At 69.4% G+C, this 17,932-nt stretch carries 18 protein-coding genes and 3 pseudogenes; 11 read left to right on the plus strand and 10 right to left on the minus strand.

Features of this window, described 5'->3' with window-relative positions; translation table 11 throughout:
- Positions 1–48: 48 nt before the first annotated feature.
- The 4 genes and pseudogenes from ABD209_RS12840 to ABD209_RS12855 all read right to left on the minus strand — a co-directional run bounded on the left by ABD209_RS12840 (position 49) and on the right by ABD209_RS12855 (position 4,523).
- A complete protein-coding gene (locus ABD209_RS12840) occupies positions 49–378 on the minus strand; it encodes a hypothetical protein (RefSeq protein ID WP_344066994.1) in 330 nt (109 codons plus the stop codon).
- 115 nt (positions 379–493) lie between these two features.
- Positions 494–1,012 (minus strand): annotated as a pseudogene (locus ABD209_RS12845) (ammonium transporter); the annotation flags it as partial.
- Between the two features lie 158 nt (positions 1,013–1,170).
- A complete protein-coding gene (locus tag ABD209_RS12850) occupies positions 1,171–3,192 on the minus strand; it encodes an NADPH-dependent 2,4-dienoyl-CoA reductase (RefSeq protein WP_344066998.1) in 2,022 nt (673 codons plus the stop codon).
- Between the two features lie 110 nt (positions 3,193–3,302).
- Positions 3,303–4,523: an acetyl-CoA C-acetyltransferase gene (locus ABD209_RS12855; RefSeq protein ID WP_344067001.1), complete on the minus strand. Its 1,221-nt coding sequence runs from the start codon at positions 4,521–4,523 to the stop codon at positions 3,303–3,305.
- Between the two features lie 115 nt (positions 4,524–4,638).
- Here ABD209_RS12855 and ABD209_RS12860 point away from each other — a divergent pair, with 115 nt between their 5' ends.
- The gene (locus ABD209_RS12860; RefSeq protein ID WP_425564672.1) at positions 4,639–5,766 is read left to right on the plus strand and encodes a CaiB/BaiF CoA transferase family protein; all 1,128 of its coding nucleotides are present in this window, start codon (positions 4,639–4,641) and stop codon (positions 5,764–5,766) included.
- A 27-nt stretch (positions 5,767–5,793) separates the two neighbouring features.
- Here the strand turns inward: ABD209_RS12860 and ABD209_RS12865 are convergent, their stop codons facing one another.
- Entirely contained in the window at positions 5,794–6,387 is a 594-nt protein-coding gene (locus tag ABD209_RS12865) for a TetR/AcrR family transcriptional regulator (protein ID WP_344067007.1), read from the minus strand.
- A gap of 6 nt (positions 6,388–6,393) precedes the next feature.
- On the minus strand, positions 6,394–7,596 hold the full coding sequence (locus tag ABD209_RS12870) for a biotin/lipoyl-containing protein (protein WP_344067010.1): 1,203 nt from the start codon (positions 7,594–7,596) through the stop codon (positions 6,394–6,396).
- On the opposite strand from ABD209_RS12870, the gene ABD209_RS12875 reads away from it, so the two are divergent.
- The gene (locus ABD209_RS12875) at positions 7,477–8,124 is read left to right on the plus strand and encodes a LutC/YkgG family protein (RefSeq protein WP_344067013.1); all 648 of its coding nucleotides are present in this window, start codon (positions 7,477–7,479) and stop codon (positions 8,122–8,124) included. The two genes, ABD209_RS12870 and ABD209_RS12875, sit on opposite strands and share 120 nt — an antisense overlap.
- Positions 8,125–8,165: 41 nt before the next feature.
- Here the strand turns inward: ABD209_RS12875 and ABD209_RS12880 are convergent, their stop codons facing one another.
- A complete protein-coding gene (locus ABD209_RS12880; protein ID WP_344067016.1) occupies positions 8,166–8,774 on the minus strand; it encodes a TetR/AcrR family transcriptional regulator in 609 nt (202 codons plus the stop codon).
- Between the two features lie 113 nt (positions 8,775–8,887).
- On the opposite strand from ABD209_RS12880, the pseudogene ABD209_RS12885 reads away from it, so the two are divergent.
- From ABD209_RS12885 to ABD209_RS12895, 3 genes and pseudogenes are all read left to right on the plus strand, one after another.
- Positions 8,888–9,034: pseudogene (locus tag ABD209_RS12885) on the plus strand (FAD-dependent oxidoreductase); the annotation flags it as partial.
- A 115-nt stretch (positions 9,035–9,149) separates the two neighbouring features.
- On the plus strand, positions 9,150–9,908 hold the full coding sequence (locus ABD209_RS12890; RefSeq protein ID WP_344067508.1) for a phytoene desaturase family protein: 759 nt from the start codon (positions 9,150–9,152) through the stop codon (positions 9,906–9,908).
- 93 nt (positions 9,909–10,001) lie between these two features.
- Positions 10,002–10,481 carry a phytoene desaturase family protein gene (locus ABD209_RS12895; RefSeq protein WP_344067018.1) on the plus strand — a complete coding sequence of 160 codons (480 nt, stop codon included), beginning with the start codon at positions 10,002–10,004 and terminating at the stop codon, positions 10,479–10,481.
- Positions 10,482–10,594: 113 nt separating this feature from the next.
- Here ABD209_RS12895 and ABD209_RS12900 read toward each other — a convergent pair whose 3' ends face one another.
- Entirely contained in the window at positions 10,595–12,013 is a 1,419-nt protein-coding gene (locus ABD209_RS12900) for a GntT/GntP/DsdX family permease (RefSeq protein WP_344067021.1), read from the minus strand.
- Positions 12,010–12,576 (minus strand): gluconokinase, encoded by a 567-nt coding sequence (locus ABD209_RS12905; RefSeq protein WP_344067023.1) that lies wholly within the window; start codon positions 12,574–12,576, stop codon positions 12,010–12,012. The genes ABD209_RS12900 and ABD209_RS12905 overlap by 4 nt, the downstream gene beginning before the upstream one ends.
- A gap of 149 nt (positions 12,577–12,725) precedes the next feature.
- On the opposite strand from ABD209_RS12905, the gene ABD209_RS12910 reads away from it, so the two are divergent.
- From ABD209_RS12910 to ABD209_RS12935, 6 genes and pseudogenes are all read left to right on the plus strand, one after another.
- Positions 12,726–13,505, plus strand: coding sequence for a FadR/GntR family transcriptional regulator (locus tag ABD209_RS12910; protein ID WP_344067026.1), 780 nt, complete (start codon positions 12,726–12,728; stop codon positions 13,503–13,505).
- A gap of 163 nt (positions 13,506–13,668) precedes the next feature.
- Complete coding sequence (locus ABD209_RS12915; protein ID WP_344067028.1) at positions 13,669–15,078, plus strand: aspartate aminotransferase family protein; 1,410 nt, start codon at positions 13,669–13,671, stop codon at positions 15,076–15,078.
- 144 nt (positions 15,079–15,222) lie between these two features.
- Positions 15,223–15,396, plus strand: a pseudogene (locus tag ABD209_RS12920) (cation efflux transmembrane domain-containing protein); the annotation flags it as partial.
- Between the two features lie 141 nt (positions 15,397–15,537).
- On the plus strand, positions 15,538–16,149 hold the full coding sequence (locus ABD209_RS12925; RefSeq protein ID WP_344067030.1) for a cation efflux transmembrane domain-containing protein: 612 nt from the start codon (positions 15,538–15,540) through the stop codon (positions 16,147–16,149).
- A gap of 79 nt (positions 16,150–16,228) precedes the next feature.
- Positions 16,229–16,660 (plus strand): hypothetical protein, encoded by a 432-nt coding sequence (locus ABD209_RS12930; RefSeq protein WP_344067033.1) that lies wholly within the window; start codon positions 16,229–16,231, stop codon positions 16,658–16,660.
- A 3-nt stretch (positions 16,661–16,663) separates the two neighbouring features.
- On the plus strand, positions 16,664–17,125 hold the full coding sequence (locus ABD209_RS12935; RefSeq protein WP_344067036.1) for an SRPBCC family protein: 462 nt from the start codon (positions 16,664–16,666) through the stop codon (positions 17,123–17,125).
- A gap of 1 nt (position 17,126) precedes the next feature.
- Here ABD209_RS12935 and ABD209_RS12940 read toward each other — a convergent pair whose 3' ends face one another.
- Entirely contained in the window at positions 17,127–17,885 is a 759-nt protein-coding gene (locus ABD209_RS12940) for an SDR family oxidoreductase (RefSeq protein WP_425564673.1), read from the minus strand.
- Positions 17,886–17,932 lie beyond the last annotated feature (47 nt).

Here is a 17,932-nt window from a genome sequence, read left to right on the forward strand (position 1 = left end):
CAGACGTCGCTGCGACGTCATACACGCCATGCTCCGCAACCGCCAGCCCTACCAGCCCCGCACCGCCGCTGCCGCTTGACACCGAACATAGGGACACCCCCCGCCATACAGCAATCCGGCGACGCCGGTCGGGGCGAGCTTGGTGGCGAGCAGGCCGATGCCGAGCGTGCCGACGATGCCGACGACGAGGTGGACGCCGACGACGTCCAGGGAATCGTCATACCCGAACCGGTATTTCAGGCCGACCGCCCAGCAACAGATCGCCCCGGCGACCGCGCCCATGAGCATGGCTCCGATGGGCGAGAGCGAGCCGCACGAGGGCGTGATCGCGACCAACCCACCGACGAGGCCAGACGCTGCACCGAAGGAGGTCAGCACGCCGTCGCGGAGGCGCTCGACGATGAGCCAGCCGGCGACGCCCGTCGCGCCGGCCAAGCAGGGTGGTAGCGAAGACGATCACGGCCGTATGCCCCGCAGCGAGCGCCGAGCCGGCATTGAAGCCGAACCACCCGAACCACAGCAGGCCGGCGCCGAGCATGACATAGGGCAAATTGTGCGGACGCATCGGATCCTTGCCGAATCCGACGCGTTGCCCCAGCACGACGACTAACGCCAAACCCGATGCGCCGGAACAAATCTCGACCGCTGTGCCGCCGGCGAAGTCGAGGACGCCGATGCGGTTGGCGAGCCAGCCTCCGACGTGCCCGTCATGCGAGATGTCGAAGACCCAGTGGGCGACGGGCGCGTCGACGAGCACTGTCCACGCCCCGACATAGATCAGCCACGAGGTGAACTTTGCGCGGTCCGCGATGGCGCCGGAGATCAGCGCACCGGTGATCACACAGAAGAGGCCCTGGAAGACCGCGAACAGGGTGGTCGGATAGGTGTGGCCTTGGTCGGCCGCCTCGGTCAGTAGGCGGCTCAGGCCGGCGTACTGCGTCGGGTTGCCGATCAGGCCCTGTCCGGTGTCGTCGTCGAGGGCGAGCGAGTAGCCGAAGAGGGTCCAGATCACGAGGATGACGACGTGCGCAGCCAGGCGGTGTCGCCGGAGTCGATGGTCGGCGACGCGGCGAGCGGCATGGCGTGGGCAATGAGCGCGGTCACGAAGGCGGAGCGTATGCCGCCCGCCCCCTTCTGCGGCAGCCCTGTCTCATCCCGAGTGGCTGGGGATCACAGGGACGCGGCCAGGCGGGTGCCCTGGTCGATGGCCCGCTTGGCGTCGAGCTCGGCCGCGACATCGGCACCGCCGATCAGGTGGGTGGAGACGCCCGCATCGAGCAGAGCGTCCAGCAGCGTGCGCTCGGACTCCTGCCCGGTGCAGAGCACGACATTGTCGACGTCGATCACGTGCTCGGTCTCGCCGATCCGGAAATGCAGACCCGCGTCGTCGACGCGGTCGTAGGTCACGCCGCCGACGAAGCGGACGCCACGGTTCTTCAGCTCCGTACGGTGGATCCAGCCCGTCGTCTTGCCCAGACCGGCGCCGAGCTTGCTGTCCTTGCGCTGCATCAGCGTCACCTCGCGGGGCGGAGTCTCCCGCACGGGTTCGGCCAGTCCGCCGGGGGTTCGGTGCTCAGGGTCGATGCCCCAGACCCGCAGGAAGTCTTCGACGTCGGTGGGGTCGGCGCCGCTGTCGGTGAGGAACTCGGCGACGTCGAAGCCGATGCCGCCTGCGCCGAGGACAGCCACGCGTTGTCCCACGGGCGCCTTGTCCCGCAGCACGTCCAGGTAGCCCAAGACCTTGGGATGATCGAGTCCGTCGATCTCGGGGATCCGGGGCGTCACACCGGTGGCCAGGATCACCTCGTCGTATGCCGCGTCCACCAGCTCAGCCACGCCGACCCGGGTGCCGATGCGCACGTCGACGCCGTGCCGGTCGAGCTCGTGCGCGAAGTAGCGCATGGTCTCGTCGAACTCCTGCTTGCCGGGGATCTCGCGAGCGACAGTGAGTTGTCCGCCGATCCGGTCGGCGGCCTCGTAGAGCGTGACGGCGTGTCCGCGGCTGGCTGCCGTGCTGGCGGCGGCGAGGCCGGCCGGGCCGGAGCCGACGACGGCGATCGGCTTGGGCGTCGTCGTCGGCGCGATCACTAGGTCGGTCTCGTGGCAGGCGCGTGGGTTGACCAGGCAGGAGGTCAGCTTCATCGCGAAGGTGTGGTCGAGGCAGGCCTGGTTGCAGCCGATGCAGGTGTTGATCGCCTCGGGGGTTCCGGCGGCTGCCTTGGCGACGAAATCGGCGTCGGCGAGGAAGGGCCGCGCCATCGAGACGAGATCGGCATACCCTTGGGCGAGAAGGGATTCGGCCTTCTCGGGGGTGTTGATGCGGTTGCTGGTGACGAGCGGGATCGAGACCGAGCCCATCAGCTTCTTGGTCACCCAGGCATACGCGCCCCGGGGCACCATGGTCGCGATGGTGGGGATGCGGGCCTCGTGCCAGCCGATGCCGGTATTGAGGATCGTCGCGCCGGCGTCCTGGATCGCGCGGGCGAGTTCGACGACCTCGTCGAAGGTCGATCCCTCGGGCACCAGATCGAGCATCGAGAGCCGGTAGATGATGATGAAATCGGTGCCGACGGCCTCGCGGACGCGTCGGACGATCTCGACCGGAAAGCGCATCCGGTTGGCGTAGCTGCCGCCCCACCGGTCGGTGCGCTTGTTGGTCTGACGGGCGATGAACTCGTTGATCAGGTAACCCTCGGACCCCATGATCTCCACGCCGTCGTAGCCCGCGTCCTTTGCCAGCCGCGCGCAACGGACGTAGTCCTCGATGGTCCGCTCGACGTCCTCGTCGGAGAGCTCGCGGGGCGGGAAGGGGCTGATCGGCGCCTGTATCGGGCTCGGGGCCACAAGGTCGGGGTGATAGGCATAACGTCCGAAATGGAGGATCTGCATCGCGATCCGGCCGCCGGCCTCGTGGACGGCATCGGTGATCAGCCGGTGCTGCGCGGCCTGTTCGTCGTCGACCAGCAGCGCGCCGCCGGGGTAGGGCCGGGCCTCGTCATTGGGGGCGATGCCTCCGGTCACGATCAGGCCCACGCCGCCGCGCGCGCGGTCGGCATAGAAGGCCGCCATCCGCTCGAAGCCGTTCGGGGCCTCCTCGAGGCCGACGTGCATCGAACCCATGATCACCCGGTTGGGCAAGGTGGTGAAGCCGAGATCGAGCGGGGCGAGCAGGTGCGGGTACGCGGTGCTCATGCACCCTCCAATAGTAAACGAATTGATTAGGTATGCCGTTGACTGTACGCAGCGTCGTGCTCGCCGGTCCAGAGGCGTCAGGGGTGACGTCGATGACGTCGAGCACGGCCTTAGCTCAGGCGCTCGATGATCATCGCCATGCCCTGGCCGCCCCCGACGCACATTGTCTCTAGCCCGATCTGCTTGTCGTGGAAGGCGAGCGAATTGACCAGGGTCGAGGTGATCCGCGCTCCGGTCATCCCGAAGGGGTGACCGACGGCGATCGCGCCGCCGTTGACATTGAGCTTCTCCATCGGGATGCCGAGTTCGCGGGCGGAGCCGATCACTTGGACGGCGAAGGCCTCGTTGATCTCGGCGAGGTCGATATCGCCGATCGTCATCCCCGCCTGAGCCAGCACCCGGCGGGTGGCCTCGATCGGTCCGAGACCCATGATCTCGGGGGAGAGGCCCGAGACCGCCGTGGCGACGACGCGCGCCAACGGCGTCACCCCCAGTTCCTTGGCGCGCGAGTCGGACATGACGATCACGGCGGCGGCGCCGTCGTTGAGCGGGCAGGCGTTGCCGGCGGTGATCGTGCCGTCGGGCCGGAAGACGGGCTGCAGTTGCGCAACCTTCTCGAGGGTCACGCCGGGGCGGGGTCCGTCGTCGGCGCTGACGACGGTGCCGTCGGGGAGAGTGACCGGGACGATGTCGGTGGCCCAGAAGCCGTTGGCGATCGCCTCCTCGGCGAGATTCTGGCTGCGCACCCCGAACTCGTCCTGCTCCTGGCGGGTGATGCCGGTGAGCTGGGCGACATTCTCGGCCGTCTGCCCCATGGCGATGTAGACGTCCGGAAGGTCACCGGTTTGCCGGGGATCGGTCCATTCGGGGGCTCCGCCCTGGGCGCGCTTGCGGGTGCGATCGATCGCGGCGGCGAAGTGCGGGTTCTGGGCGGCGGCGTTGAGGTCAGCGCCGCCAGCAGCGAACCGGCTGACGGTCTCGACGCCCGCCGAGATGAAGGCCTGGCCTTCGCCGGCCTTGATCGCGTGGAAGGCCATGCGGGTCGTCTGCAGGCTGGAGGAGCAATAGCGGTTGACGGTGACGCCGGGGAGGGTGTCGTAGCCCGCGAGCGCCGCGACGACGCGGGCCATATTGAAGCCGCCCTCACCGGCCGGGTTGCCGGTTCCGAGCATCAGGTCGTCGAGGGTCGCGGGGTCGAGCGCCGGCACCTTCGCGAGGGCGGCTTGGACCATCTGCACGGTCAGGTCGTCCGGCCGCATGCCGACCAGGGATCCCTTCATGGCGCGCCCGATCGGGGAGCGGGCGACGGCGACGATGACGGCTTCGGGCATGGCAAATACTCCTTCGGACGGGCCTGGCCCTAACCCTCGCACGCCCGGCCCCACGGCATACGGCCCCCCACCTGTGAGGTGGGCGACGTCGAAGACAGCAATCCGGTGCGTCAGGATGGGGAGCGTGACGGAACGGCCGAGCGGCCCACTGGCGGGCCTGCGCGTGGTGGAACTTGCGGGGATCGGTCCGGGCCCCCACGCGTGCATGGTGCTTGCGGACCTGGGCGCCGACGTCGTGCGCATCGAACGCCGAGGTGGAGCCCCGGACGCCTTCGGTGACCGGCCCGACATCCTGCTCCGCGGCCGACGCTCGATTTCGGCAGACTTGAAGGACCCCGACGACATCGCCATGGTCGGGGCGCTGATGGCCGTGGCAGACGTGGTGGTCGAGGGCTTTCGCCCGGGCGTGACCGAGCGTCTCGGCCTCGGACCGGACGCCGCGCTCGCCGCGAACCCGCGATTGGTGTATGCCCGCATCACCGGCTGGGGACAGGACGGCCCCCGTGCGCTGTCGGCTGGGCACGACCTCAACTACATCGCGCTGACCGGGGCCTTGGCCGCCATCGCGCGACCGGGCCAGCCGTCCACGGTGCCGCTGAATCTCGTGGGCGACTTCGGCGGCGGCTCGCTCTATTGCGTCGTCGGCATCCTGGCGGCCCTGTGGGAGCGCGAACGCTCCGGGGCCGGACAGGTCATCGACGCGGCCATGGTCGACGGCGCCTCCTCCCTGATGCAGATGGTCTGGTCGATGCGCGGCATCGGGATGTGGACCGATCGGCCCGCCGTGAATCTCCTGGACGGTGGGGCGCCCTTCTACGACGTCTACGTATGCCGTGGCGGTGGTCAGCTCGCGGTCGCCGCGCTCGAGCCGGCGTTCTACGCGCTCCTGCTCGACGGCCTGGCGCTCGACCCGAAAAGCCTTCCGGCACAGTATGACCCGGACGGCTGGCCGGCCATCCGCGCGGCACTCACCGAACGGATAGCCAGCCGCACTCGCGACGAATGGGCCTCGGTGTTCGCATTCACGGATGCCTGCGTCACGCCCGTGCTCTCCCTCGCCGAAGCCGCCCAGGATGCCCACTTGGCCGCGCGCGGCACTCTGGTCGACGTCGACGGGACGGTCCAGGCGGCCGCGGCGCCGCGGTTCTCGCGTACCCCGGCACGCGCCCCGCAGCCCCCTGGCCGCGCCGACAGCCACCGGGCCGACGTGCTTCGTGACTGGCTGGCTGCACCAGGCAACTGACCGGGCCCGCTTTGGCGACCTGCCCGCTCAGGTGAGGTCGAGCGCCAGCGCGAGCTGATCGGCCCAGGCCGTGACGATGCCGCTCCGGCGCCGCGAGTCGTCGGTCAGGACGTCGGCCAGGGCGAGGCCCCGCGCCAGGTCCAGGGTGGCTTGGATCAGGCGTCGGACTTCGGGATCCCGGTCGTCGACGCCGAGCAGCCGGACCGCGCGGGCGTGCGCCTCCTTGCCGAAACGCCGCTCCAAGGGGACCACGACGGCCCGCAGCGCCGGATCTGCGGTCGTCGCGGTCCAGACCTGCAGGGCCGCGCGGAAGAGATCGCCGCCGACCAGCTCGACCAGCTGCGCGACAACAGCGCGGACCCTCTTCATGCCCGATTCCCCGGGATCGGGGAGGGCGTCGACTGCCGCGATGCGTGCTGCGAACATGTGCTCCAGGGCCGCGACGACGAGGTCCTCGCGGGTCGGGAAATGATGCTGAACGGCGCCCCGGCTGATCCCGGCCTCGGCCGCGACCAGCGCGACCGTCGTCGCCTCCCAACCACGGCTCGTCAGAACCGCGACCGTCGTGGTGAGCAGCCGCTGTCGCGTCTGCCGGCTGCGGTCCTGCTTCGGCTCGGTCACGCGGGCTCAGTCCGCCGCCGGCGAGGCGTCGTGGAGGTCGGCCAGGACGACCAGGGTGACGCCTTGCTCGACCTGGTCACCGACCGCGACCCGCAACTGCGTGACGATGCCGGCGGCAGGTGCGCGGACTGGTTGTTCCATCTTCATGGCCTCGAGCCACATCAGCGGATCTCCGGCTCCGACGCGGTCGCCCATCGAAACGGCCACGCGCACAACGGATCCGGGCATCGGCGCGGTGAGCGCCCCGGCCGGAGCCTGACTGCTCGGGTCGACGAAGCGCGGCACGCGGCGCAGGGTAATCGAGCCGTCCGGGCCGTCGATCGCCACTCGCGCGTCATCGCCCTCACCGAACCGGGCGACGCGCCAGGTGCGTTGGACGCCGTCGACATCCAATCTCACCGCATCGGGGCCGTCATCGATCAGCAGCAACCCATCGATACCCGCGGGGAGAGCGCCGAGTTCGAGGCCGTCGCGGCCGAAGCGATAATGCACATCGATCGACCTTTCGCCCACGGGATACGTGCGGGTGCGATAGCCGACAGGCACATTCCGGAAGCCGCTGCGCGCCTGACCGACCCGCCCGTATGCCGCGTCGGCCACCGCGGCGATCACCGCGCCGAGCGCGGGGTCGAGGCCCTGGCCGAGGAGGAGCTGATCGGGCGGATTGTCTTGATAGAAGGCGGTATCGGCGCGGCCGGCGAGGAAGTCGGCGTGGGTGAGGCTGGCCACGAGCAGGTCGCGGTTGGTGGTGACCCCGTGGACACGCGCCGTCCGCAAGACGCCCGCCAGCGCGCGCGCCGCGTCCCCGCGGCGCGGTGCGACGGCGATCACCTTGGCCAGCATGGCGTCGTACTGCGTGCCGATCACGCTGCCCGACTCGACCCCGGCGTCGAGGCGGATGCCGTTGTCGAGCAGTCCGAAGCTCGCCCCCACACCGGGCACCTCGAATCTCCCCAATCGGCCGGCCTGGGGTTGCCACGCGGCCGACGGGTCCTCGGCATAAAGGCGGTGGACGCGCTCCCGGGACGTGCCGGCGTTCCCAGCCCAAACCTTCCGGCAATGGTGGGCGCAGCGCGAGGAGCGGAAGCCATGAGCGAGTCGCTGCCCGACGCCGGTGCGCGGGCCACGATCCTTGGCCGGCTCCGCGAGGCGTTGCCGGCCGCTCCCGCGCCCGTTCCCGCGACCGGGACGTATCGACAGACGGCCCAATGGGATTCGCAGCAGCGCGCTGAGTTGCTTGTGGATCGATTGCTCGACGACAAGGCCGAGGTCGTCAGGTGCGGCCCGAGCCAGCACGAGATGGGCGTGGCGGTGATGACGGTCCTCCACCGGCACGGCGCCGGCCGGGTCGTCGCGCCGCCCGCGGTCGTCGACGCGCTGCTGGCCTTCGCCGATGTCGACGTCGTCCCGGACTCGCCCGGCCTGACTGCCCGCGACCTCGATGCGGTCGATGCCGTCGTCACCGGATGTGCGCTGGCCATCGCCGACACCGGTGTCATCGTCCTGGACGGCGACCGGTGGTGCGGCCGGCGCGCGATCACGCTCGTGCCGGACCTCCACGTGTGCGTCGTGCGACTCGACCACGTCGTCGGCCTGGTGCCCGAGGCGATCGCCCGGCTGGATCCGACCCGGCCGCAGACCTGGATCGCCGGCCCCAGCGCGACGAGCGACATCGAGCTCGACCGGGTCGAGGGCGTGCACGGCCCGCGAACTCTGGTCGTCGTGCTGGCCGGCTGAGGCGGCCCGCCAGCCTCCCAGCGGCCCCCATGCGCCAGCCGTCAGCGCGCCATCAGGCCGCTGCCGAGGACTTCGGTGATCGCGTGCACGAGGGCTTCGGTCTTTCGGGCGGACATCACGGTCCCGGTATAGAGGCCGTCGAGGGCGAGGATGACCCCGCCGTGCACCGCCGCCCAGGCGGTCAGGGCATAGGGCTCGCTCGGGCCGGGCGCGATGATCCCGGCTTCTTGACAGCGGACGACCGCCCGCTCGATGACCGCGTATGCCGTTCGGGTCGCCTCCACGATCGACGCATCCTGGCGCATCTCGGGGCGATTCATCAGCCGGAACAACTCGTGGTGGTTGAGCGCGAATCGCGCGTACGCCATGCCGGTGCGCCGGAACTGCTCGAGCGCGTCCAGTCCCTTGGTCGATGCGGCCCGCTCCAGCGCCACGGTCAACTTCTCGAAGCCCAGCACTGCCATGGCCTCGATGAGCGCCGCCTTGTCGGCGAAGTGATGATAGGGCGCCGCATGACTCACCCCCGCGCGCCTTGCGACCTCGCGCATGGTGACCGCGTCCGGCCCGCCCCCTTTCAACAGACCTAGTCCCGCGTCCAGCAGGGCACGACGGAGGTCGCCGTGGTGATACGGGCTGTCGGCTGCTGGCATACGGCAATCCTAGGGGCGCGCCCGGCGGTCGAGCTATAACTTGACGCTGTCAGGATTGGTGATCTAACTTGTCACTGTCTAGATTGGTTGCATACGCAGGGGATTGAAGAGCGATGGACACCAACGACTTCGACGTCATCGTTATCGGCTCGGGCATCGGCGGTCTCACCGCTGCCTCACTGCTGGCCCAACTCGCGGGCAAGCGCGTCCTGGTGCTGGAGCGGCATTTCCGGCTCGGTGGTTTCACGCATGAGTTCCAGCGCCGGGGCTATCGCTGGGACGTCGGTCTGCACTATGTCGGCGGCATGGGCCGGGGCATGCGGGAGCGCGCCCTTATTGGACATGGTCACCGGCGGCCGGGTCGACTGGTCATCGATGCCCGCCAACTTCGACCACTTCCACTACCCCGGCTTCGACTTCGCCGTGCCCAACGACCCGGCGCAGTATCGGCAGCGCCTGGGCGAGCGCTTCCCCTCCGAACGCGACGCCATCGCGACCTACTTCCGGGATGTCCGTGGAGCCGCCGATTGGTACGGCCTCGAGACATGGAGTTGGTCGGCGCGCGCAGGGGTCCGCGCGAGCCTGGCCGCCGGTCGCCCGCGCGCTCGGCGACTGGCCCTGATGACCACCGGCGACTATCTGAACACCCACTTCCGCGACCCCAAGTTGCGCGCGCTGCTCGCCTCGCAGTGGGGTGACTACGGACTGCCGCCCGCACACAGCGCCTTCGGCAGCCACGCCCTGATCGTCCACCACTACCGGCACGGGGCGTGGTTCCCGGTCGGCGGCTCCGAAGCACTCGCCGAAGCCGCCCGCGAGGAGATCGAGGCCCACGGCGGCTCCTGCCGGATCAACCACGAGGTCACCGAGGTTGTCATCGAGAACGGTCGTGCGGTCGGTGTGCGGGCGCACGTCAAGGTGGGTCGCGGCGGTCGCGACGAGGTCTTCCGAGCGCCACTGGTGGTCTCCGATGCGGGGGCGCAAACGACATACGCCTCGCTTCTGCCGGATGGTGTCGCTGACAGCATGCGAGCGGCGGCCGCCGCGTCCGAGTCCTCGATGACGGCCCTGACGCCTTACCAGGGACTCACCGGCGATCCGGCCAGGTTGGGTTTCCAGGGGGAGAACCACTGACTCTTCACCACCTGGGACCACCAGGAGATCGCCGATCGTTGGGCCGAGGCGCTCGACGGGCGGCGGCTCGGGGCCTATCTGTCGTTCCCGTCGATGAAGGATCCGACGGCCACGCGGCATACGGCCGAAATCATCACCTTCGCGCGCGCCGACGGGTTCGCGCCGTGGGCCGGCACCGAATGGATGCGCCGTGGCGAGACGTATGCCGAGATGAAGGCCCGCGTGGCGGCCGGCCTGCTCGACGTGGTCGAGCAGCGCTGGCCGGGTTTCGGCGCCCTCGTCGACGTCCAGGAGGTCTCGACGCCGTTGACCGTGGAGAGCTTCACCGGGCACCGCGCGCGCGGGATCTACGGGTTGGCATCGACACCGGATCGGCTGCGGCGCAGGCTCACTCCGGCAAAGACGCCCGTCCCGGGGCTGCTGCTCGCCGGTGCCGACGCCTGCGCGCTCGGCGTCATGGGCGCCGTCATGGGTGGCGTCTTCGCGGCCGGTGCCGCCTTGGGGCCGGCCGGCTTCCCGCGCATCATGGGGGCCGCCTCCAAACGGGCGAGCCAGGCCCAGTCGACCCGATAGGCGCGACAAACCCCTCGTTCGCACGGGAAGACTTCTCGTGCGAACGAGGGGTTTGTCGCATAGGCCGGGAAAGCTGTCCGGCCCGATGCCACCCCGAGGCATCGGGCGGTGTCTTAGACGAAGACGGAGAGCGCCAGCACGCTGAGCAGCCCGACCACCGAGATGACGGTCTCCATGACCGACCACGACTTGATGGTCTCCCCGACGGTTAGGCCGAAATACTCCTTGACCAGCCAGAAGCCGGCGTCGTTGACGTGGCTGAAGAACAGCGAGCCGGCGCCGATGGCCAGGACGAGCAGGGCCAGCATCGGCTTGTCGAGGGTCGTGGTGAACTCCGAGACGATGCCGGCGGCAGTGATCGTCGCGACCGTGGCCGACCCAGTGGCCAGGCGGATGCCGACGGCGACCAGCCAGCCGAGCAGGAGGGGCGAGAGGCCGGAGCCCTGGGCGAGGTCACCGATCACCCGGCCCACACCGGCATCGACGAGCATCTGTTTGAAACCACCGCCTGCGGCCACGATGAGCAGGATCCCGGCGATGGGCGGCAGCGAGGCGCCGATGGTCTTCTCGATCGCCTCCTTGCTCCGGCCGATGCCGAACCCGAGGAACCACATCGAGACGAGCACTGCGAGCAGCAGTGCAACGGCCGGGGTGCCGAGGAACTCCAGGAAGGTGCGCAGACCATTGCCGTCCTCGAGGGTGATCTCGGCGACGGCGCGGGCCAGCATGAGCAGGACGGGCAAGGTGATGGAGATGACGGCGGGGCCGAAGCCGGGGCGCTTGGTGATGGGCTGGCCGGGCTCGGAGTCGACCGGACCACTTCCGCCGACCGCCAGAGCAGAGGCGTGCTTGGGAACCCACTGATCGACGAAGCGCGCGAGCAGCGGACCCGCGATGACCAGCGTCGGGACGGCGACGACGAGACCGAAGATCAAAACCGTCCCCATGTCGGCGCCGAGGGCGTCGATGGCGACGAGCGGACCGGGGTGGGGCGGGACGAAGCCGTGCAGGATGGAAAGGCCGGCCAGCGCGGGGATGCCCACCTTCATCAGGGACATGTCGAGCTTGCGGGCCACCAAGATGACGACGGGCACCAGCAGCACCACGCCGACTTCGAAGAAGAGCGGGATGCCGAGGATGAAGGCGATTCCGGCCATTACCCAGGGCAGGCGTGCCTCGCTCACCCCGTTGATGAGTTTGTCGACGATGGATTCCGAGCCGCCCGAATCCTGCAGCAGCTTGCCGATCATCGCGCCGAGGGCGACGAGCAGGCCCACCGATCCGGTGGTCTTGCCGAAGCCGGTCGTGAAGCTGGTGACGATGTCGGCCGGAGCAACAGCAGCCACGCCGCCCATCACCGCGGCACCGATGATCAGGGCAAGGAAGGGATGCCATTTCGCCCAGCTGATCAGCAGCACGACGGCGGCGATGCCGGCCAGGGCGGCGGCGATGAGTTGGCCGTCGCCGGCCGAGGTCAGCGAGGGGGCGTCCTCGGCGGCGAAGCGGCCGAGCGCGGTCAAGGTCGTGGTCATTTGGCCTCTCCGATCCGGGGGGTGGTCAGGATGACGGCGGGTGCGCCGAGATGGGTGGCTACCGCCGCGACGATGTCGTCGACGGGCAGGTCGAAGTCGATGGTGACGCCGCTCTCGTCGGCCTCCAGCGGCTCCAGGGTGGCGAACTGGCTGTCCACCAGCGCGACCGGCATGAAGTGCCCGGGCCGGCCGGCAACGCGACGCGCGACGACCTCGCGATCGCCGTGGAGGTGGACGAACTCCACCTCGTCGTTCCCCTCGCGGAGCAGGTCGCGATAGTTGCGCTTGAGCGCGGAACAGGCGAGCACCGCGCCGGTCTCGTGATGACCGCGCAGCCACTGCGCGAGCGCGGACAACCACGGCGCACGGTCCTGGTCGTCCAAGGGGATGCCGGCGGACATCTTGGCGATATTGGCCTCCGGGTGGAAGTCGTCCGCGTCCGCGTAAGGGACCTTCAGACGCTGGGCGAGGGCGGCGCCGACCGTCGTCTTGCCGCAGCCCGAGACGCCCATGACCACGACGAGCGCCGCGGGTCCGGGGCTTGCTGGGGGTGAGTTCGTCATTGAGTGCTCCATGTGCAACGGATGCCTCTTCGCATCCGATTGAGAGGATTCGCGTAAAACAACCTACGAATCAAATCGCTTGGCCAAATAAGTATGCTTTATGAGACGCGAAGGCTGGAGTGATCGGCGAAGTGAGGGAGGATGACCGTATGACCGCTGTCCTACCCCCACCCCTTACCCCCGGTGCCGAACGCCCCGAGGGTGAGCCGGCCGACTTGCACTCGGCTGTCGTCAACCGCCTGGGTGAGGACATCGTCAGCGGTCGATTGGAGTCCGGCGCCGTCCTGTCCTCGGAGCAGTTGGAGACGCGCTACGGCGCCTCCCGATCGGTCATGCGCGAGGCCATCCGCGTCCTGGAGCAACTCGGGATGGCCGCGAGCCGGCGCCGCGTGGGCGTCACTATCGCCTCGCGCGAGATGTGGAAGGTCTTCGACCCGCTGGTCATCCGATGGCGGCTCGGCTCGGCCGAACGGGACAACCAACTGCGCTCGCTCTCGGAGTTGCGCCGGGGGTTCGAGCCGGTCGCCGCGGAACTGGCCGCTCAGCGCGCGACGCCCGACCAGTGCGCGACCCTGACGGGGGCGGTCATGGAGATGGTGCGTCACGGCAAGGCCGGCGACCTGCGCGCCTATCTCGCCGCCGACGTCGTCTTCCATTCGACCTTGATGAAGGCGTCCGGCAACGAGATGATCGCCGCTCTCGACGGTGTGGTCGCCGAGGTGCTCACCGGCCGCACCGAACACGACCTGATGCCCGCGCAGCCGCGAACCGAGGCGATCCGCCTCCATGCGGATGTGGCAACGGCCGTGGTCTCAGGCGATCCTGAGGCTGCCCGCGCCGCCATGGAGGCGATCATCGCCGAGGCCGCCCACGCGATCGCCCTGCAACTCGACCTCCTGCCGTCGACGCCCACGAGCACTTCTTCGTAGAAGACACGATTCCTGGCGGGGGATTCCGAAGCAAAGTGCGCCAACGGCATACGTAATCCGTCGTGGAATAGCCAATGCGTGTCCGAATGCGCAACAATGGGTGCCACCCACTAACAGGCACGTGCCCCGCCGGAGGACGGCCGGGCAAGGAGGCAGCACCATCATGACCGCGTCCACCACCTGGCCCCAGCCCGACCCGGCCACCCGCCGCTGGCTGCCCGAGACCTCGACCCCGCTCGACCAGGCGCGGGTGGCGAGCCTGCTCGCCGCGGAATGGGAGCGCTTCACCGCCTCCACGGCCGCATCGGGCGCCCACAACGAGCAGGCAAGCAAGTCGCTCCCGCTCGGCGTTACCTCCTCCTTCCAACACTGGGACCCCTACCCCATCTCGATCGCCTCCGCCCGCGGCGCGTGGCTGACCGATGTCGACGGCCGCCGCCTGCTCGATCTGTCGATGGGCTTCGGTGCAATGCTCGTCGGTCACCTCAACCCGGTCGTGATCGAGGAGGTCCAGAAGGCCCTGACCGACGTCGGCACCTTGTTCGTGACGCCCTCGCCCACCGCGACCGAGGTTGCCGAGCGCTTCCAGCGCCGCTTTGGGCTGGACATGCTGCGCTTCACCAACTCCGGCACCGAGTCCTTGATGTATGCCGTTCGCGCCGCCCGCGCGTTCACCGGCCGCAAGGCGATCATCAAGATCGAGGGCGGCTACCACGGCGGGTATGACGCGCTGCAGGTCTCGGTCAAGCCGGGCCTGGACGAGATCGGCCCGGCGGACGCCCCGACGCCGCAGGTGCCCTTCGACGTCGAGGCCGGAACGGTCTATGTCGTCCCCTACAACGACCTGGACCGGCTGACCGCGATCCTCGACGCCTATGGCAGCGAGATCGCCGCGATGGTGCTCGAGCCGGTGCTGGAGAACATCGCCATCGTCGTCCCGGACGAGGGCTACCTCGCCGGCGTCCGCGCGGCCTGTGACGCCCACGGCGTCGTCCTGATCTTCGACGAGGTCAAGACCGGCCTGACCGCCGGGTATGCCGGCGCCAGCCAGCGCCTGGGCATCAAGCCCGACCTGGTCACCCTGGCCAAGAGCATCGGCGGTGGCTTCCCGCTGGCCGCGTTCGGCGGGCGCAAGGAGGTCATGGAGGTCGTCGTCGACGGCCGGATGGCGCACTTCGGCACCTACAACGGCAACCCGCTGGTGATGGCGGCCGCCAAGGCCGTTGACGAGATCTGCACCCACGAGGCCCTCGACGCCGCGGAGAAGATCAACATCGGCACCCTCGATGCGGTGGACGAGATCATCGCGGAGTTCAAGCTGCCGGCCCACACCGTGGCGTTGGGGGTCAAGGGCTGCATCACCTGGTCACCGACTCCGGTGCGCAACTATCGCGACTACAAGGCCACCGACTTCCAGGTCGCCGAGCTGTCCTGGCTCTGGGGTGTCAACCGCGGCATCCTAACCCCGCCCGGACTGGACGAGCAGTGGCTGGTCTCGCTCGCGCACACCCAGGCCGAGATGGACGTGCTCGTCAGCGACTTCCGCGCGCTGGCCGAGGCCCTGCGCGCCTGACCCGTCGCGTGTACACTCCAACCCCGTCGCCCGGACCCGCTCGACGGGGGAGAGGCATGGGAGCGAGCGGTAGCATCCGGAGCCCTGAGTGGGGCCCCTGATCAACGCGGCACGCCCCGGAGCGAGAGCCTGCTCACGGTCCTGATCGCCTTCGGTGCCAACCCGTTGATTGCCGGCGCCAAAACCGTCGTAGCCGCGATGACCGGCTCGGCGTCGATGCTCGCCGAGGCAGCGCACTCCTGGGTCGACACCGGCAACGAGATTTTCCTGCTCATCGGCACCCGGCGCGCGGCCAAGCCGCCGGACCCCGGACACCCCCTCGGGTATGGCGGGTCGGCTATATCTGGTCGATGTTCGCCGCCTTCGGCCTCTTCGCGGTTGGGGCGGCCGTCTCGGTCTGGCATGGCATCGCCACGCTGCGGTCGCCCGGGACGGAGGAAGCGGCATACGGCTGGGCGTATGCCGTTCTCGCGCTTTCCGCTGTCCTGGAAGGGATTTTGTTCACAGGCGCTGCATCAAGCGCGCACGGGTGCGGGGAAGCGGCGGGTGCACCCGCTGCGTTATGTCCGGCTGACGTCGGATTCGATGCTGCGCGCGGTCTTCGCCGAGGACCTGTCCGCGCTCATCGGGATCGTGCTCGCGGGTCTCGGCATCGGCCTGCACCATCTGACCGGCAACCCGAGATGGGATGCGATCGGCTCGATCGCCGTCGGCGTCCTCCTCGGCGTCGTCGCGGTCTTCCTGATCGGGCGCAATATGGACTTCCTCACCGGCGAGGCCGCGACGCCGCTCAGCCGCAACCGCGCCCTGGAGGCGTTGCTATCGCGCCCCGTCATCGAGCGGGGCAGCTTCCTCCACCTCGAATGGGTGGGTGCCAATATCGTCTTCATGGTCGCCAGCGTCGACCTCGTCGGCAATGACCCGGAGGACGTCGTCGCCGAGAATCTGCAGGCGGTGGAGGACGCCCTCAACGCGCGCCCGGAGATCGCCCAGGCCGTGCTGAGCCTGACCCGGCCCGGCGACGCGACCGACCTGCGACCCGGCCCGCTCCCGGCCTGGTATCTCGACTAGGCGGCACGCCGATGAGACCACGGGCTACAGACTCGCTAATCTCGACTCGCCCCCACCCCCCGAAGGAAGCGCTCCCGCTATGCCGATGATCGACGTCTACGCCACCGCCGGAACCTTTGCCGACACCATCTCGCTGGCGGCCGATGTGGCGGCCGCGGTGATGGATGTCGAGCAGGTGCCCAATATTCCGATGTTCCGCAAGAACACGGCGGCGTTCGTCCACGAGTTGCCGGCGGGCTCGATCGCCAATGTCGACGGCGACAGCAACTACGTCCGCGTGCAGGTGCTCACCAACGCCGGCGCCCTTGACCGGGACAAGCAGGTCGCCGTGGGCGAGCGGCTCACCGCGATCATCGCGGCTGCAGCCGGTGCCGACAGCCTGGCCCAGCGCACCTGGGTGCTGCTCACCGAAGCGCCCGAGGGCGGCTGGGGACTGTGGGGGCACGCTCATACGAACGCGGAGCTCGTCACGGCGGCGCGCGCCGAGATCGCCCGCCAGAGCGGTGCCTGACCCATGCCCAAGCCGTATGCCGTGACCCGCACCACCGAGATCGCCGCACCGTGTGCGGCGATCCTGGCTCTCCTGACCGACTTCCACCAGTGGCGCACGTGGTCGCCCTGGGAGGATCTCGACCCGGCGATGCAGCGCAGCTACAGCGGCTCCGCGAGCGGGGTGGGCGCGGCCTACGCTTGGGAGGGCAACAAGAAGGCGGGCAAGGGGACGATGGCGATCACCGGCGTCACCGACGACCGGGTCGATGTGGCGCTGCACTTCGACAAGCCCTTCCCGGCGGACAATCGCATCGTCTTCACGCTCGCGCCGACCGGGCCGGAGCGCACGCGGGTCACCTGGTCGATGTACGGCGAGATGGGCCTGATGATGCGGATCTTCGCGCTGGTCAAGTCCATGGACTCCCTTGTCGGGCCGGACTTCGAGAAGGGGCTGGCCCGGCTCAAGTCCGCGGCCGAGGCCTGACTCACAGCACGGCGGTCATCCCGCCGTCGACAAAGATCGTCTGGCCGTTGACGAAGTCCGAGGCCGGGCTGGCCAGCCACAACAGGGTGCCCGTGAGGTCCTCGACCCGGCCCCAGCGGCCGGCCGGCGTTCGTGCCTGAACCCACGACGTGAAGTCCTCGTCCGCCACCAGCGCCGAGGTCAGTTCGGTCGCGAAATACCCGGGTGCGATGGCGTTGACGCAGATGCCGGCGGTTGCCAGGTCGGCGCACATGCCCTTGACGAGCATGCGCACGGCACCCTTGCTGGCGCTGTAGGGAGCGATGCCGGGGCGGGCGAGCTCGGACTGGACCGAGGCGATGACGATGACCTTGCCGCGGCCCCGCTCGATCATGCCGCGGGCCGCTTCACGGGTGACCAGGAAGACGCTGCGCACATTGGTCGTCATCACCGCGTCGAAATCCGCGGTCGCGAAATCGGTCAGCGGGGCGCGGCGTTGCATACCGGCGTTGTTGACGAGAATGTCGATCCGCCCGACCCGAGCCAGGCCGTCACGCACCTGGTCCTCGTCGGTGACGTCGAAGGCGGCGATGCGCACCGGCCCCGGCCCGGCATCGGCCAACTCCTCGCGCGTGCGTTCCAGCGCCTGCGCGGTGCGCGCGTTGAGGATGACGTCGGCGCCGGCCTCGACGAGGGCCCGGGCCAGCGCCTTGCCGATGCCCTTGCTCGAGCCGGTGACCAGGGCGCGCGCGCCGGTGATGTCGAAGGGGGAGGTGGCCATGGCGGTCATCGTCCCACCCGGCGGACCGTCGGGGGCGGGGAAGGGGA

It is taken from the genome of Nostocoides vanveenii (genome assembly GCF_039531165.1).
Taxonomy (GTDB): Bacteria; Actinomycetota; Actinomycetes; order Actinomycetales; family Dermatophilaceae; genus Nostocoides_A; species Nostocoides_A vanveenii.

Excerpts from the sequence above, each read along its gene's own strand:
- ABD209_RS12850 (WP_344066998.1), bottom strand. The coding sequence starts at position 3,192 with ATGAGCACCGCGTACCCGCACCTGCTCGCCCCGCTCGATCTCGGCTTC.
- ABD209_RS12855 (WP_344067001.1), bottom strand. The coding sequence starts at position 4,523 with ATGCCCGAAGCCGTCATCGTCGCCGTCGCCCGCTCCCCGATCGGGCGC.
- ABD209_RS12860 (WP_425564672.1), top strand. The coding sequence starts at position 4,639 with ATGGGGAGCGTGACGGAACGGCCGAGCGGCCCACTGGCGGGCCTGCGC.
- ABD209_RS12875 (WP_344067013.1), top strand. The coding sequence starts at position 7,477 with ATGAGCGAGTCGCTGCCCGACGCCGGTGCGCGGGCCACGATCCTTGGC.
- ABD209_RS12880 (WP_344067016.1), bottom strand. The coding sequence starts at position 8,774 with ATGCCAGCAGCCGACAGCCCGTATCACCACGGCGACCTCCGTCGTGCC.
- ABD209_RS12890 (WP_344067508.1), top strand. The coding sequence starts at position 9,150 with ATGCCCGCCAACTTCGACCACTTCCACTACCCCGGCTTCGACTTCGCC.
- ABD209_RS12895 (WP_344067018.1), top strand. The coding sequence starts at position 10,002 with ATGAAGGATCCGACGGCCACGCGGCATACGGCCGAAATCATCACCTTC.
- ABD209_RS12900 (WP_344067021.1), bottom strand. The coding sequence starts at position 12,013 with ATGACCACGACCTTGACCGCGCTCGGCCGCTTCGCCGCCGAGGACGCC.
- ABD209_RS12905 (WP_344067023.1), bottom strand. The coding sequence starts at position 12,576 with ATGACGAACTCACCCCCAGCAAGCCCCGGACCCGCGGCGCTCGTCGTG.
- ABD209_RS12910 (WP_344067026.1), top strand. The coding sequence starts at position 12,726 with ATGACCGCTGTCCTACCCCCACCCCTTACCCCCGGTGCCGAACGCCCC.
- ABD209_RS12915 (WP_344067028.1), top strand. The coding sequence starts at position 13,669 with ATGACCGCGTCCACCACCTGGCCCCAGCCCGACCCGGCCACCCGCCGC.
- ABD209_RS12925 (WP_344067030.1), top strand. The coding sequence starts at position 15,538 with ATGCCGTTCTCGCGCTTTCCGCTGTCCTGGAAGGGATTTTGTTCACAG.
- ABD209_RS12930 (WP_344067033.1), top strand. The coding sequence starts at position 16,229 with ATGCCGATGATCGACGTCTACGCCACCGCCGGAACCTTTGCCGACACC.
- ABD209_RS12935 (WP_344067036.1), top strand. The coding sequence starts at position 16,664 with ATGCCCAAGCCGTATGCCGTGACCCGCACCACCGAGATCGCCGCACCG.
- ABD209_RS12940 (WP_425564673.1), bottom strand. The coding sequence starts at position 17,885 with ATGGCCACCTCCCCCTTCGACATCACCGGCGCGCGCGCCCTGGTCACC.